This window comes from Nocardia sp. NPDC050718 (genome assembly GCF_040654235.1).
In the GTDB taxonomy this organism is placed as follows: Bacteria; Actinomycetota; Actinomycetes; order Mycobacteriales; family Mycobacteriaceae; genus Nocardia.
This window is the reverse complement of the sequence record NZ_JBFAHQ010000001.1, coordinates 1,114,227-1,129,544: the sequence shown is the minus strand read 5'-3', so window position 1 is coordinate 1,129,544 and position 15,318 is coordinate 1,114,227. Positions and strand designations below refer to the sequence as shown.

General features: G+C 70.3%; 13 protein-coding genes. 5 read left to right on the top strand and 8 right to left on the bottom strand.

The window, feature by feature from the left end; genetic code table 11:
- Positions 1-155 precede the first annotated feature (155 nt).
- Positions 156-1,370: a hypothetical protein gene (locus AB0H54_RS05190; protein WP_355273373.1), complete on the top strand. Its 1,215-nt coding sequence runs from the start codon at positions 156-158 to the stop codon at positions 1,368-1,370.
- Positions 1,361-2,200 carry an Abi-alpha family protein gene (locus AB0H54_RS05185; RefSeq protein WP_355273375.1) on the top strand — a complete coding sequence of 280 codons (840 nt, stop codon included), beginning with the start codon at positions 1,361-1,363 and terminating at the stop codon, positions 2,198-2,200. Before AB0H54_RS05190 ends, AB0H54_RS05185 begins: the two co-directional genes overlap by 10 nt.
- A 4-nt stretch (positions 2,201-2,204) precedes the next feature.
- Here AB0H54_RS05185 and AB0H54_RS05180 read toward each other — a convergent pair whose 3' ends face one another.
- Positions 2,205-3,989, bottom strand: coding sequence for an ABC-F family ATP-binding cassette domain-containing protein (locus tag AB0H54_RS05180; protein WP_357342861.1), 1,785 nt, complete (start codon positions 3,987-3,989; stop codon positions 2,205-2,207).
- Between the two features lie 168 nt (positions 3,990-4,157).
- On the opposite strand from AB0H54_RS05180, the gene AB0H54_RS05175 reads away from it, so the two are divergent.
- Complete coding sequence (locus AB0H54_RS05175; protein ID WP_357342859.1) at positions 4,158-5,009, top strand: LLM class flavin-dependent oxidoreductase; 852 nt, start codon at positions 4,158-4,160, stop codon at positions 5,007-5,009.
- Between the two features lie 3 nt (positions 5,010-5,012).
- On the opposite strand, the gene AB0H54_RS05170 is transcribed toward AB0H54_RS05175, so the two are convergent.
- Positions 5,013-5,948 (bottom strand): 4-(cytidine 5'-diphospho)-2-C-methyl-D-erythritol kinase, encoded by a 936-nt coding sequence (locus AB0H54_RS05170; RefSeq protein WP_357342857.1) that lies wholly within the window; start codon positions 5,946-5,948, stop codon positions 5,013-5,015.
- Positions 5,949-6,100: 152 nt separating this feature from the next.
- Between AB0H54_RS05170 and AB0H54_RS05165 the strand changes: the two genes are divergently transcribed.
- On the top strand, positions 6,101-6,307 hold the full coding sequence (locus AB0H54_RS05165; protein ID WP_355273385.1) for a cation transporter: 207 nt from the start codon (positions 6,101-6,103) through the stop codon (positions 6,305-6,307).
- A gap of 300 nt (positions 6,308-6,607) precedes the next feature.
- On the opposite strand, the gene rsmA is transcribed toward AB0H54_RS05165, so the two are convergent.
- The 6 genes from rsmA to AB0H54_RS05135 all read right to left on the bottom strand — a co-directional run bounded on the left by rsmA (position 6,608) and on the right by AB0H54_RS05135 (position 13,645).
- Complete coding sequence (gene rsmA / locus AB0H54_RS05160) at positions 6,608-7,489, bottom strand: 16S rRNA (adenine(1518)-N(6)/adenine(1519)-N(6))-dimethyltransferase RsmA (RefSeq protein ID WP_357342854.1); 882 nt, start codon at positions 7,487-7,489, stop codon at positions 6,608-6,610.
- Between the two features lie 34 nt (positions 7,490-7,523).
- Positions 7,524-8,678 (bottom strand): lipase family protein, encoded by a 1,155-nt coding sequence (locus AB0H54_RS05155; protein WP_357342852.1) that lies wholly within the window; start codon positions 8,676-8,678, stop codon positions 7,524-7,526.
- 94 nt (positions 8,679-8,772) lie between these two features.
- Positions 8,773-9,927 (bottom strand): lipase family protein, encoded by a 1,155-nt coding sequence (locus AB0H54_RS05150; protein ID WP_357342850.1) that lies wholly within the window; start codon positions 9,925-9,927, stop codon positions 8,773-8,775.
- Positions 9,928-10,040: 113 nt separating this feature from the next.
- Positions 10,041-11,186, bottom strand: coding sequence for an alpha/beta fold hydrolase (locus AB0H54_RS05145; protein ID WP_357342848.1), 1,146 nt, complete (start codon positions 11,184-11,186; stop codon positions 10,041-10,043).
- Positions 11,187-11,490: 304 nt separating this feature from the next.
- Positions 11,491-12,618, bottom strand: coding sequence for a transglycosylase family protein (locus AB0H54_RS05140; RefSeq protein ID WP_357342846.1), 1,128 nt, complete (start codon positions 12,616-12,618; stop codon positions 11,491-11,493).
- Positions 12,619-12,790: 172 nt separating this feature from the next.
- Positions 12,791-13,645: a TatD family hydrolase gene (locus AB0H54_RS05135; RefSeq protein ID WP_355273396.1), complete on the bottom strand. Its 855-nt coding sequence runs from the start codon at positions 13,643-13,645 to the stop codon at positions 12,791-12,793.
- A gap of 1 nt (position 13,646) precedes the next feature.
- Here AB0H54_RS05135 and metG point away from each other — a divergent pair, with 1 nt between their 5' ends.
- The gene (gene metG / locus AB0H54_RS05130) at positions 13,647-15,215 is read left to right on the top strand and encodes a methionine--tRNA ligase (RefSeq protein ID WP_357342844.1); all 1,569 of its coding nucleotides are present in this window, start codon (positions 13,647-13,649) and stop codon (positions 15,213-15,215) included.
- Positions 15,216-15,318 lie beyond the last annotated feature (103 nt).

The following is a 15,318-nucleotide window of genomic DNA, read 5'->3' as shown; positions in this document are numbered from 1 at the left end:
TGGGTGCCGGTGAGGCGGTGATCACCGGATAACGGCAGGAGGGTGTCGTGTTGGAGAGTGTGTTCGGGTTGCATCCGACACTCCTGCTAGAAATTCTGACTATTCCTCTTTTCACAGGAATAATCGGCTACATCACGAACTGGACCGGCATTCTGATGCTGTTCCAGCCGATCAAGTTCCACGGCGTGAAGCTGCCCGGCTTGCGCGCGATCTTCCCGTACCTGCCCAAGCGGATCCAGGTGTTGCCGCTGCTCAGCTATGACGGGCGGATCGGCTGGCAGGGCATCGTGCCCTCGCGCGCGGACAAGATGGCCAGCATCGCCGTCGACAAGGGGTTGTCCAAGCTCGGCAGCGTGTCCGACTTCTACCGTGAGCTCGATCCGGAGAAGCTGGCCGAACATCTGGCCGAGGTCGCCGACGCCCAGATCAGCGACATCGTCGAGGTGATCCTGCGCCGCGAGCATCCGCAGCTCTGGTACAACCTGCCCACCCAGGTGCGCGAGATGGTGCATCAGCGGGTGCGCTCGCAGCTGCCGGAGATCCTGCGCGAACTCACCACCGAACTCGGCACCAATATCGATCAGCTGCTCGATGTGAAGCAGATGGTCATCCGCTATTTCCAGGCGCGGCCACAATTGCTCAACCAGTTGTTCCAGGTGCTCGGCGCCAAGGAACTGCGGTTCATGCAGAACTTCGGCTTCTATTTCGGCGCGCCCTGCGGTCTGCTGCTGGTGCTCGCGCTGCACACCACCGGCCTCTCGCCGCTGATCGTGCTGCCCATCGGCGGCATCATCATCGGCTGGGTGGTCAACTGGGTCGGCATCAACATGATCTTCGCGCCCGCCACGCCCAAGTGGTGGTGCCCGTGGCGGCAGGGTCTGCTGATCAAGCGGCAGCCCGAGATCACCGCAGGCTACGCCGAACTCGTCTCCACCGAGGTCGTCACCGTCGCCAACATCGGCGACGAGCTGCTCAACGGCCCGCGCTCGGACCGCACCCTGCAGATGCTCGAGGACACCCTGCGCCCGGCCGCCGATCGCGCGCTCGGCCCGGCCCGGCCCGCGGTGAAGTTCATGCTGGGCAGCCGCGAGTACGACTCGCTGCAATCCACGCTCACCGCCGAGGCGATGACGATCGCGCCGATGGCCTTCGCCGACCCCGCGTTCAACGTTCAGCAGGGCAGGCAGGTCAACGAATACATCGCCCGGCAAATGTCCGCACTTTCCCCACACGACTTCGTGGACATGCTGCGGTCGGCCATCAAACAGGACGAATGGTTGCTTTTCGTCCATGGCGGCGCGCTGGGGCTCCTCGCCGGATACGCTCACATCCTGGTCTTCGGAACAGGAGTAGCGACGACATGGATATAGACGACGGGACCCCGTCCACCGAACTGGTGCGACGGACGGTACCGCCGATCGAAGCCACCGGTGACCGGCGTGGCGTGCTGCCGGTCTCGCCGGTGCGCACGGTGCGGGCGGCGACCGGTGTCGCGCGGGTCGCGCTCACCGCGGCCTCGGGGGTGACCCTGTGGACGCTCGACACCGCCCTCGGCGTGACGGTCACCGTGCTGCGCGGCAGCATCGCGGGCACCCCGCCCAAGGAAGTCCTCGCCGAAGCCGAAGGCGAAGTGCGCGACCGGCTTCGGCACGCGCTCGGTCTGCCCGTCGGCACCGAACACCCCGGCGACGGCGGCATGCCGACGCTGCGCGAACAGGGCGCCGAACTGCTGCGACTATCGGCCAGCACGCACGCCGCCCAGCCCGACGCGCACCCCGCCTACCCCGGCATCCTGGCCGAGATCACCCCCGACGAAGCGCGGATCCTGCGGTTCATGCACGTCGACGGACCGCAGCCCGCGCTCGACGTCCGCACCGGCCGTCAGCGAGCCTTCGGCGGGGAACGCCTGATCAGCGGCCTGACTCTGATCGGCGAGCACGCCGGCCTGCGCTTCCCGAACCGGGTGCCGCAGTACCTGCCCAACCTGCGCAGGCTCGGGCTCATCGAGTCCACCAGGGAGCCGGTCGGCAACCCGAGCCGCTACCAGCTCATCGAGGCGCAGGAGCAGGTGCGCGACGCGCTCAAGCGCGGCTTCGGCACCAAGGTGAGCTACCGCAGCATCATTCTCACCGAATTCGGCGCCGACTTCGTGCAGACCTGCCTGCCCGTCGTCATCACCGACGGGCAGACCGCCACCTAGGACATCAGTGGTCTTCGGCTAGTTCCAGCCAGCGTTCCTCGGCGGCTTCCTTCTCCGCGACGACCTCTTTGAGTTCGGCGCCGAGCTTCACCAGTTTGTCCGGGTTCGTGGCGGCATCGGCCAGGGCGACGTGGAGTTTCTGTTCGCGCTCGTCGAGTTTGGCGATACTGCGCTCGAGCCTCGACAGTTCCTTGCGGGCCGCGCGGCGGTCGGCCGAATCCGTGGTCGCCGCTGCCGGTTTCGCGGCGGCGGGCTTGGCGGCGGTGGCCAGGGTGGCGCGCTTGGTGAGGTACTGGTCGATGCCGCCGGGCAGGTTGGTGAGCTTGCCGTCACCGAAGAGCGCCCAGGTGGTGTCGCAGATGCGCTCGACCAGGTAGCGGTCGTGGCTGATGACGACCAGCGTGCCCGCCCAGTTGTCGAGCAGGTCCTCGAGCTGCTGCAGGGTGTCGATGTCGAGGTCGTTGGTCGGCTCGTCGAGCAGCAGGACGTTGGGCTCCGCCATCAGGATGCGGGTCAGCTGCAGCCGGCGGCGCTCGCCACCGGAGAGGTCGCCGACCGGGGTGCGCTGACGGGCGGGCGTGAAGCCGAGCCGTTCGGCCAGCTGACCGGCCGAGATCTCCTTGTCGCCGAGCATGATTCGCTGCGCGACCTGCTGCACGGCCTCGAGCACCCGCATATCGGTGGGCAGGTCGTCGAGTTCCTGTCGCAGCCAGCCGATCTGGACGGTCTGGCCCTGGATGCGCTTGCCCGTGGCCGGTTCGGCGTCGCCGGCCAGCGCGCGCAGCAGCGTGGTCTTGCCCGAGCCGTTGACGCCGACCAGACCGACCCGCTCGCCCGGCGCGAGCCGCCAGGTCAGCTCGTCGACCAGCACGCGGCCGTCGGGCGTGGTGAGGGTGGCGTCCTCGAGTTCGATCACCACGCGGCCGAGGCGCTTGCGCGCGAACGCGGCCAGCGAGACCGAGTCGCGCGGCGGCGGCACGTCGGCGATCAGCGCCTCGGCGGCCTCCACCCGGTAGCGCGGCTTGGAGGTGCGGGCCTTGGCGCCGCGCCGCAGCCAGGCCAGTTCCTTGCGGGCCAGGTTCTGGCGGCGGGCCTCGGTGGCGTCGGCCTGCCTGGCGCGTTCGGCGCGGGCGAAGATCCAGTCGCCGTAGCCGCCCTCGTAGGTCTCCACCTTGCCGCCGACGACCTCCCAGGTCCGGGTGGCGACGGTGTCGAGGAACCAGCGATCGTGGGTGACGACGACGAGCGCGGTGCGCCGGGCGACCAGGTGCTCGGCCAGCCACTGCACGCCCTCGATGTCGAGGTGGTTGGTCGGCTCGTCGAGGACGAGCAGGTCGAGGTCGCGCACCAGCGCGGCGGCCAGCGCGACGCGGCGGCGCTCGCCACCGGAGAGGTTGGTGACCGGGGTGTCCAGGCCGAGGTCGGCGATGCCGATGCCGTCGAGCACCGAGCGCACGCGCGCGTCGGCGGCCCATTCGTGTTCGGCGATATCGGCGGTCGACAGGTCGTCGGACAGGCCGGCGAGCACGATGGAACCGATGGTCGCGCCCTCGGGCAGCACGCCGCGCTGGGTGACCACCGCCATCCGCAGGCCACCGACCCGGCTCACCCGGCCGCTGTCGGGCTGCTCCAGGCCGGTCAGCACCTCGAGCAGCGTCGTCTTGCCGCCACCGTTGAGACCGACCACCCCGATCCGCTCTCCCGCGTGCACTCCGAGCGAGACGTCGTCCAGCAGCGGCTTGATGCCGAAGCTCTTGGCGACCTGTTCGAGGTTGATCAGGTTGGACATAGGTGTTGCTCGCCCGCCTTCCGCGCGACTGTGGGGCCGTGACGAGCCTACTTGCCCGGTCGGCGGCGGTCCGATCCGCTCCGCCTTGTGTGACGAACGCCGTTCGTTTAACGTTGTTCGTAGCGAACAACGTTCGACACGAACAACGTTCTTGACTCGGAGGATTCCATGCACATCGGCCTCGGCCTCCCCATTTCCGATCCGATCGCCCTGTTCGACTGGGCCCGTCGCGCCGACGACGGCCCGTTCTCCACCCTCGGCCTGCTCGACCGGCTGGTCTACGACAACCCCGAACCGCTCACCACCCTCGCCGCGCTGGCCGGCGCCACCCGCCGCATCCGGTTGCAGACCGAGGTACTCCTGGCCCCGCTGCGCGAGACCGCGCTGCTGGCCAAGCAGGCCGCCACCCTCGATGTGCTGTCGGGCGGCCGGTTCATCCTCGGCGTCGGCGTCGGCGGACGCGCGGACGACCACGTCGCCGCGGGCACCGAGCTGCGCACCCGCGGTCGCCGCCTCGACGCGCAGATCGGCCTGCTCCACCGCCTCTGGGCCGGTGCACCGTTCGGCCCCGACTGCGGCCCGATCGGCCCTGCCCCGCTCTCCCCCGCCGGACCCGAGCTGCTGTTCGGCGGTTTCCAGCCCGCCGCGCTCGACCGGGTCGGCCGCTGGGGCGGCGGATTCCTCGCCGCTGCGCCGCCGTCCTGGGCGGGCACCCTGTTCAACACGGTGCGCCGCTCCTGGCAGGACCACGGCCGCGCGGGCGCGCCGCGGATCGTCGCCCAGGTGAATGTGGCCGTCGGCGACGACGACCTGATCGCCGACGCCCGCGCGTCGATGAGCGCCTACTACGCCTTCGCCGGCGACCGCTCGAAGTTCATGCTCGACGGGCTGCTCACCACGCCCGCGGCCGTCCGCGCCACCATCGCGCGATTCGACGAACTCGGCGCCGACGAGGTGATGCTCTACTGCTACGGCCGCGACGCCGACCAGGTCGACCGGCTGGCCGACGTCATCGGCTGACGCTCAATGCTTCCCGTGCGCCTCGGCGTCGAGCACCCTGGCCCCCGGCACCGGACCGCTGGCCGTGCGCACACTGCGGCACACGCCCGCACCGGCCAGTTCGGCCGCCACCGCGATCGCCGCCTCCTCCGTCTCGCACAGGAACGCGCAGGTGGGGCCCGATCCGGAGACCAGACCGGCGAGCGCACCCGCCCCGACCCCGGCGCGCAGCGTGCGCCGCAGCTCGGGCTTCAGCGACAGCGCCGCGGCCTGCAGGTCGTTGCCGAGCAGCGGCGCGAGGGTGTGCGGATCGCCCGCGGCCAGCGCCTGCATGAGTTTCTGCGGATCGCCCAGCCGCGGCGGATCGCCCTCGGCGCGTAGTCGATCGAGTTCGCGGAACACCGCCGGGGTGGACAGGCCGTCCTTGGCCAGCGCGAGCACCCAGTGAAAGGTGTTGCGCGACAGCACCGGAAGCAATCGCTCACCGCGCCCGGTGCCGAGCGCGGTGCCACCGTGCAGCGCGAACGGGACATCGCTGCCGAGTTCGGCGGCCACCGCGGACAGCTCGTCACGGCCAAGGCCGAGGTCCCACAGTTCGTTCAGGCCGACCAGCGCGGCGGCCGCGTCGGCACTGCCGCCCGCCATGCCGCCCGCGACCGGAATACCCTTGGCGATGGCGATCTCCACCAGCGGCGCGCGCCCGGCCAGGTGCGCCAGGCGCACCGCGGCCTTCCACACCAGGTTCTCCCGATCGGTCGGCACCTCGGCCGCGCCCTCGCCGGTGACCCGCACGGCCAGCGAGGCCGACGGGGCGAGTTCGAGCTCGTCGGCCAGCGACAATGCCTGGAAGACGGTGGTCAGGTCGTGATATCCGTCCGGACGCAGATCACCGACTCCGAGATGCAGGTTCACCTTCGAAGGAGCGCGCACGACGACCGGGCTGGGCACAACTGACAGCACGATCACCAAGCGTAACGGGTTACACCGACGAGTACGCGCGCTGAATCCTCGCCCGGCGGGCGGGGGTTGCGTCAGATACCCATAGGGGGTATGTTCATTCGTGTCGGGGACATACCCCTGGACCGTATGATCGAAGAGCGAAGGAGTCGGCCATGGCCACCACCACCTACACCGTCACGGGGATGACCTGCGGACACTGCGTGAGCTCGGTCAAGCAGGAGATCGGCAAGATCGACGGTGTCACCAGCGTCGACGTCGACCTGGCCAGCGGTCTCGTCAAGGTCGACAGCGCGAACGAGCTGACCGAGTCCGAGGTCGCCGCCGCCGTCGACGAAGCGGGGTACGAACTGGCTCGCTGACCCCCGATTCGCGAAGTCATCCGCGGCCCGCGCCCTCCGGCGCGGGCCGCGGCGCGTTCACCAGCGGTTCATCCGCCGCGACGACGCCGCGAATCATCCACAGCGTCATCCACATCTGCACCCAACGGCCCACCACCGGCGGTTTTCGCGCCGGACCGGTGATGTCGTCCGTGCATCATGATCAACTCCGCCTGCGGCGAAAACCGGTTGTCCACAATTGCTTTCACAGGGTGCGCGGACGCGCCCCGATGAACAGCCGGTGTACTGCGGGTTCGGCTGCGCGAGCCCGCGATTCGCGGACTACCCCTGGGCGGCCAGGCGGACGAACGCCGCGGTGTCGAGCGTCTCGCCGCGGGCGGTCGGATCGATGCCGGCCGCCACCAGCCTGCGCTCGGACTCCGCGGGCGAACCCGCCCAGCCGGACAGCGCCGAGCGCAACGTCTTCCGGCGCTGCGCGAAGGCGGCGTCGATCACCTCGAACACGCGCCTGCGATGCGCCTCGTCCATCGGCCACGGCGGTTCGGCGTAGCGATCGATGCGGACCAGGCCGGATTCGACGCGCGGCACCGGCCAGAAGACCTGGGTGCCGACCGCGCCCGCCCGGCGCACCTTGCCGAAGAAACCGGCCTTGACGCTCGGCACCCCGTACACCCGGTTGCCCGGCTCGGCCGCCAGCCGGTCGGCCACCTCGGCCTGCACCATCACCAGCGACACCCCGATGCTCGGCAGCACCGCGAGCAGGTGCAACAGCACCGGGACCGCCACGTTGTAGGGCAGGTTCGCGACCAGCGCGGTCGGCTCGGCGGGCAGCTGATCGGGGCGCACGCGCAGGGCGTCGGCCTCGACGACCTGGAGCCGGTCGACCAGGCCGGGGGCGCGGTCGGCGACGGTCTCGGGCAGGTAGTTGGCCAGCACGGGGTCGATCTCGACGGCGACCACCCGGTCGACCACGTCGAGCAGCGCCAAAGTCAGCGAGCCGAGACCGGGACCGACCTCGAGCACGGTGTCCTTCGGGCCGACGCCCGCGGCGGTGACGATGCGGCGCACCGTGTTCGCGTCGTGCACGAAGTTCTGCCCGAGCTGCTTGGTCGGCCGGACGCCGAAGCGTTCGGCCAGCGTCCGCACCTCGGCGGGACCGAGCAGTGCGGCGCTACCGCGCGCGGGAATCTCTGGTTCGGGCACCGCTAGAACCTACCAACCCAATCGATCGAGCAGCTCAGCGCTGCGGCGGGGCGGCATTGACCCGCGCGAGGAAGGCGTCCATCGCGGCCCGCTGCTCCGCCGAGACCGAGCCGTGCGTGCCCGTGCCGGGGACGACCTGCTGATCGACGCCGTTGGCGGCGAGCTGCGCGACCAGCGCCGCGTGCAGCGGGGACGGCACGATCGTGTCGGTGACGTTCATGGTCAGCAGGATCGGGGCGTCGTAGCCGCTGGTCGGCAGGGTCATGTAGGCGGCGAGGACATCGCGCAGGCCGGTCAGTGGGCGGGCGAGCAGGTCGCGCGCCGTCAGGCCCTTGGTCGAGGCGATGATCGCGTCCAGGCACCGGTCGCCCGCGGCGTCGACGAGCGACTTGCCCAGCGGCGTGAGGTAGGAGTCCACCTCGGCCTCGGGGTGAGTGGCGCGCAGTCCGGCCAGGATGCTGACGACGAACGAGGTGGCCGCGGCCAGCACCGGGATCTCCGGCAGTTCGGGCCCGATGAACGGCAGCACCTTCTCCACGTCGGAGGCGGCGTCGACGGCGATGGTGCCGCGGAAGTCCAGCTCGGGGGCGTAACCCTGCTGCACGTGCGCGGTGCTCAGCGCGGCGTGCCCGCCCTGCGAGACACCGAGGACGCTCCAGGTGCGCGACAGCTCGGGATCGGCGGCGCGGGCGGCCCGGACCATATCGATCGTCGCGGTCGCCTCGCTGCGCACCTCGAGATACGGGTGCGGGCCGGTCTCGAAGCGGCCCAGGCCCAGGTAGTCGGGCGCGACCACGGCGTAGCCCTGGTCGACGAAGCGCTTGATCAGCGCGTCTTCGGCGGCACGATGCTGCGGCAGCGCCGCGAGTTCGGGATCGGCCTGGCCGCCGCAGCCGGAGCCGGAGCCGGAGGTGCCGTGGTCGTAGGCCAGGATCGGCCAGCCGGTGGCCGGGGCATCGCCCGCGGGCAGATACATCGCGCCGCTGGCCGGGCGCGCGACGCCCGCCGAGTCGGTCATCCAGTACTCGACGACCGACCCGCGTGCCATTCCGTGCCACCCCGCGGGCTTGCGCTCCACCGAGATGATCGAGCCGGGCGCCTCGGCGGCCGCGGGCGCGAACCCGGCGGCGCACAGCGCGCTCGCGGTGACGGCGGCGACGAGCGTCGCGCGGATCGTGGTCTTCGGCAACGGATTCAGCTCTCCACCAGGCGACAGTTCCTGGACGAGTGTACAGATCAGTCGCCGGTCCACTCGGCGCGTCGAGCGCCGGCGACCCGCGTCGTCAGCGCTGTGGCGGCGCCGCGTTGACCCGGGCGACGAACCCGTCGAGCGCGTTCCACATCCGCTGATCGAGCACGGTGTGCTCGCCGAAGCCGGTCACCGTCTCGAAATCGACGCCACCGGCCGCGAGCTGGGCCACCAGCGCGGCATGCAGTGGGGAGGGCACGACCGTGTCGGTCGCGTTGATCAGCAGCAGGATCGGCGCGTCGTAGCCGCTGGTCGGCACGGTCATGTACGCGATCAGGGCCGGGCGCAGCGGCCCGTCGGAGAGCCTGCGGGCGAACAGGTCGCCGAAGCCGAGTCCCTTGACGTTCCGGACGATCTCGTCGATGCACTGGGTACCGGCGGCATCGAGGATCTCCTTGCCCTTCGGCGTGAGATACGAATCGACCTCGGCCTCGGGATGGGTGGCGCGCAGACCCGCCAGGATGCTGACGGTGAAACCGGTCAGGCCCGCGGTGCCCTCGATCTCCGGGAACCCGGGGCCGAGCAGCGGCAGGACCTTCTCCACGTCGGAGGCCGGGTCGATGGCGGCGATGCCGCGGAAGTCCAGTTCGGGAGCGTAGCTCTGCTGCACGTGCGCGGCGCTCAGCGCGGCGTGCCCGCCCTGCGAGGCGCCGAGAACGGTCCAGGTGCGCGAGAGTTCGGGATGCGCCGCCCGCGCCGCGCGCACGAGGTCGATGGTGGCGGTGGCCTCGCTGCGCACCTCCAGGTAGGGGTGCGGGCCGGTCCGGAAGCGGCCGAGCCCGAGGTAGTCCGGGGCGACGACGGCGTAGCCCTGGTCGACCAGGCGCCCGATCAGCTCGTCCTCGGCGGCGCGATTGGCGGGCAGCGGGGCCAGGTCGGGATCGGCCTGACCGCCGCAGCCGGGACCGGAGCCCAGGGTGCCGTGGTCGTAGGCGATGACCGGCCAGCCGGTGGCGGGCGCGGTGCCCGCGGGCAGGAACAGCGCACCGCTGGCCGGACGCTCGGCGCCCGCGGAGTCGGTGGTCGTGTACTCGAGCACCGAGCCGCGTGCCTGGCCGTGCCAGCCCGCGGGTCGCGCTTCGGTGGCCAGGACGTCACCGGGGGCCGCCGAAGCGGGCGCGTTGGCGGCGGTCACCAGTGCGGCGGCGAGGGCGGCTGCGATCGCAGCGCGGCTCAGGGTCTTCGGCATCAGGGGTTACCTTTCCGGCCGATCGGCAGCAATGAACTGGACGATCGTACAGTTCGCTGAACGGTTGCTTGGACACCGCTCGCGACCTGCGTCGGAGCGGGGAAAGGAACCGGTCAGCGGGCCCGGGCCAGGAAATCGTCGATCGCGGCGATCATCGCCGGGTTCAGTTCGCAGTGTTTGCCGGTGCCGACGACCGGGGTGTAGTTCACGCCGTTGGCGGTGAACTGGGCGGCCAGCGCGGCGTGCAGCGGCGAGGGCACCGTGCGGTCGGTGGCGTTGACCAGCAGCAGGATCGGCGCGTCGTAGCCGCTGGTCGGCACGGCCATGTAGTCGGCCATCACCGAGCGCAGCGGTTCGTCGCCGAGGGATCGGGTGAGCAGCTGCCCGAGCGTCAGATCCGCGACGCGCTCGTCGATCGCGTCCTGGCACAGGGTGCCGATCTCGTCGAGGACCTGGCGTCCCAGCGGGCTGAGGTAGCTGTCGACCTGCGCGTCCGGCCTGGCCGCCCGCAGCCCGGCCAGAATGCTCACCGAGAAACCGAGCACGCCGCCGCTGACCCGATCCGGATTGCCGGGCCCGAGCAGGGTGGCCACCTTCTCGACATCGGATTCCGGATCGATGGCGATGGTCCCGCGGAAGTCCAGCTCGGGCGCGTAGGTCGCCTGCCGGTGGCCGGTGCCGAGCGCGGCCTGCCCGCCCTGCGACATGCCCGCCGCCACCCACACCGGCGACAGATCCGAGCGCACCGAACGCGCCGCCCGCAGCAGGTCGAGGGTGGCGGTGGCCTCGGTGTCGATGCCCAGATACGGATGCGGCCCGGTATCGAACCGCCCGAGCCCCAGGTAGTCCGGCGCGACCACGGCATACCCCTGCCCCACCAGATGACGCAGGAATTCGTCCTGCCCGGCCTGCGATTCCGGCCAGGGCGCGCCCGCGGGATCGGACTGCCCGCCACAGCCGGCGCCGAGCCCGGTGGTCCCGTGGTCGAAGGCGACCACCGGCCAGCCACCGGCGGGCGCGTCCCCCTCGGGCAGGTACAGCGCTCCGCTCGCGGGCTGCGTCACCCCACCGACGCCCCTGGTCCAGTAGTCGATGACCTGCGCGCCGGACATCCCGTGGAATCCGTCGGCCTGCGGAACGACCGCGATCACGACCCCCGGCGTCTCCGCGTGCGCGGGCGTCAGCGGCACACAGACCCCCGCACCCACCGACAACGCCACCACGACAGCCGCCCGCCGCCAGGCCGAAACCCCACGCATCACAACCACCCTCGACTCGACGAGCCGGGACAACGCACGAGACACAGACCCGGCGAAACGAGTGCAAACTACCCTGCGAATTCCGCTGGTCAACCCGACCCGCCGAAGCAATCCCAGATCAGCCGCTGACAGCCCACTCAGCCACCACGCCCCGACCTCGAGGAGGGGCAGGCCGACGCAGTCGGCCGTCGCGGCCGTCCCGCCGATCAGGCGCCGTTGCGTAGGCGACGAAGGAGCAAGCAACGGTGCCTGATCGGCGGGACCGGAAGGGCCGCGACCTCGAGCGCGCCAGCGCTCCAAAGACTCAGCTCAGGCCGAGGCGTCCCGTGCACGCGGGCCAGGCGCCCCAGCCCTGCCGGGCGCGGGTGACCTCGGCGATGGCGATCTGCTCTTCGCGGGTGGCCAGGTCGGCGCGGGGGGCGTACTTCAGGCCGCCCTGGCGTTCCCAGGTGCTCTGGTCGAACTGGATGCCGCCGTAGTAGCCGTTGCCGGTGTTGATGGCCCAGTTGCCGGTCGACTCGCAGCGGGCCAGCGCGTCCCAGATCGCGCCGTCGCGCACCGGCGGCACCTCGGTGCCCGGCTTGGCGCCCTTGCGGATGGTCTTGGGCTGCGCCGGGGTGATGACGTTGGAGTTGGTCTGCACGCGGCTGGACTCGACACCGTTGGTCAGGGTGACCGCGAAGGTCGCCTCGTGCAGCCCGGCCTCGCCCGGGTTCTCCACGACCGTCCGGCTCATGTTCATGGTCGGGTCCTCGATCACCAGTTCGGTGGGATCGAGCGGGAGAGTCTCGGTGCGCTGCTCGACGCGCTGCCGGGTGACGGTCACCTTCATGCCCTCGGTGAGCGGCGTGGTGGCGGCCGGTTCGGTGAAGTCCTGGTCTTTGAGCGGAATGCCCGCGGCGGTGAGGAATTCGCCGATGGTGGCGGCGGCCAGGCGCACGTCGACCGCGGCGGCGGCGCCGTCGACGAGCGAGACGGTGCGCGGCGAGTAGACGCTGAGCGCGGCGCCTGCCAGCGGCAGCTTCTCCGTGCGGGTCGGCACGACGTGGGTGTCGGCCGGGATCTGCATCTGCGCGAGCGCGTCGCCCGCGGTGATGCCGGTGGTCCACACCTTGCGCTCGGTGCCGTCGACCGAGACGGTGATCTCGCGGCCGCGGTTGAGCGTGATGGTGGCGCCGTCGGAGACCTTGCTTCCGGCCGCCGGGGTGACCGCGTCGTGCTCGGAGAGCTCGTAGCCCGCGTCGGCCAGGATGGCCCGCACATCACGGGACATGGTGGAGAGCTCGGTCCGCTCACCGTCGACGACCAGGGCGACCGTCTTGTGGTTCACGATGGCCATCGACGCACCGACCATGAGAATCAGCAGCATGGCCGCCACCGCCGCGTACAGCAGCGGCGAGCGAGACGAGTTGATCCGCGCAAAAGCCGACATGGTTACAGAACGATAACGACAAGGTTTGCCCCAGACAACACCGTGCGCCCCGATCAGCGGGATCGCAGGTCACGATTCGATATAGACGTCGCTGGTAGATAACGACTATGACCGGCGGATGTGAGCCGAAACACGTTTATCGTCCAGCCCCCTATCGACCGGACGAATCGGGCTAGCGAATCCGGTACAACCTGCGCGCGTTCGCGGTGGTGATCTCGGCCAGTTCCGCCGGGTCCTGTTCGCGCACCTCGGCCAGCGCCCGGACCGTGTACGGCAGGCAGTACGACTCGTTGGGCGCGCCGCGATACGGGTGCGGGGTCAGATACGGCGCGTCGGTCTCGACCAGGATCTGGTCGTCGGGCACCAGCTGGGCCGCCTCGCGCAGCTCGTGCGCGTTCTTGAAACTGACCGTGCCGGAGAAACTGAGCACGTACCCCTCGGCCACGCACGCCTGCGCCATGGTCGCGTCGGACGAGAAGCAGTGGAAGATCACGGTGTCCGGGGCGCCCTCGTCGAGCAGCACCGTGAGCAGGTCGTGGTCGGCCTCGCGGTTGTGGATCATCAGCGGCTTGCGGACCCGCTTGGCCAGGTCGATGTGCCAGCGGAAACCCTCGATCTGGGTCTCGATATCGGCGCAGCCGTCGAGCTTGCCCGGCCAGTAGTAGTCCAGGCCGGTCTCGCCGATCGCGACCACGCGGGGGTCGGTGGCCAGGTACTCCAGCTCGGCCTTGGCCTTGTCGTCGAGGGCGTTGGCCCTGGTCGGATGCAGCGCGACGGCGGCGTAGACGCGCGGGTCCCACTGCGCGGCCTGCACGGCCCACTGCGCGGCGGCGAGATCGTCGGCGACGGTCACCACGTGCCCGACGCCCGCCGCGGCGGCGCGGTCGACGATCGCCGTGGTCGAGGCGGCATCGGTTGCGCCACAGGCGTCGAGGTGGGTGTGCGCATCGATCAGGGGCGCGAGCGGCGGCGGAAGGGGCGGAGCCGGACGATTCTGGTTTGCCACGCGGATTACAGTAGTTGCCATCATGAGCGCACTTGAAGGCGCCGAGGCGCCCGCCTTCTACATCACCACGGCCATCGCGTACCCCAACGGTGCGCCGCATATCGGGCACGCGTACGAGTACATCTCGACCGACGCGCTGGCCCGGTTCAAGCGACTCGACGGCTACGACGTGTTCTTCATGACCGGCACCGACGAGCACGGTCAGAAGATGCAGCAGACCGCGGCCACCGAGGGCATCCCGGTGCAGGAACTCGCGGCCCGCAACTCCGACGTCTTCGAGGCGATGGACAAGGCGCTCGACATCTCCTTCGATCGCTTCATCCGCACCACCGACGAGGACCACAAGGCCGCCAGCGTCGCCCTCTGGGAGAAGATGCTCGCCAACGGCGACATCTATCTGGGCAACTACTCCGGCTGGTACTCGGTGCGCGACGAGGCCTTCTACACCGAGGAGGAGACCACCCTCCTCGACGACGGCACCCGCGTCTCGACCGAGACCCAGACCCCGGTCACCTGGACCGAGGAGTCGAACTACTTCTTCAAGCTCTCCGAGTACCAGGACAAGCTGCTGGCGCTCTACGAGGAGCAGCCGGAGTTCATCGCGCCCGCGACCCGGCGCAACGAGATCGTGAGCTACGTCAAGGCCGGCCTGAAGGATCTGTCGATCTCGCGGACCACCTTCGACTGGGGCGTCCCGGTGCCCGGCCACCCCGATCACGTCATGTACGTGTGGGTCGACGCGCTCACCAACTACCTGACCGGTGTCGGCTTCCCGCACACCGATTCGGCGGCGTTCCAGAAGTTCTGGCCCGCCAATGTGCACATCATCGGCAAGGACATCACCCGGTTCCACACGGTGTACTGGCCCGCGTTCCTGATGTCGGCCGGGATCGAGCTGCCGGACCGCGTCTTCGTGCACGGGTTCTTGTACAACAAGGGCGAGAAGATGTCGAAGTCGACGGGCAATGTCGTCGACCCGCTCGCCCTGGTGTCGACCTACGGCCTGGACCAGGTGCGCTTCTTCCTGCTGCGCGAGATCTCCTACGGTCAGGACGGCAGCTACAGCAACGACGCCATCGCGGGCCGGATCAACGCCGACCTGGCCAACGAGTTCGGCAACCTGGTCCAGCGCAGCCTGACCATGGTCAACAAGAACTGCGACGCCAAGGCACCAGCGCCGGGCGCGTTCACCGAGGACGACCAGGCCCTGCTCGACCGCGCCAACGCCCTGCTGGAGCGCTGCCGCGCCGACTTCGACGCCCAGCAGATGCACCTGGCGCTGGAGGCCATCTGGCTGACCCTCGGCGAGACCAACCGGTACTTCTCCGCCAATGCCCCGTGGGCGCTGCGCAAGTCGGGCACCGAGGAAGACCTGGCCAGGATGGCCACGGTCCTCTACGTCACGCTCGAGGTGGTCCGGATCGTGGCGATCCTGGTGCAGCCGGTGATGCCGGGTTCGGCCGCGAAGATCCTGGACCTGCTGGCCCAGGACGGCCGCGCCTTCGCCGATATCGCCACTCCCCTGGTCCCCGGGATCGACCTGCCCGCGCCGGAACCGGTGTTCCCGCGCTACGTCGAACCCAAGGAGTGAGTCGCGGTGGGGCCCCGGGGCGGGCCCGGGGCCCCCCCCCCCCGCACGGAGCCGCGGGGCGGCCCCGGGGGCGGTCGGCGCCGGGTGGCGCCGACACCCGCCG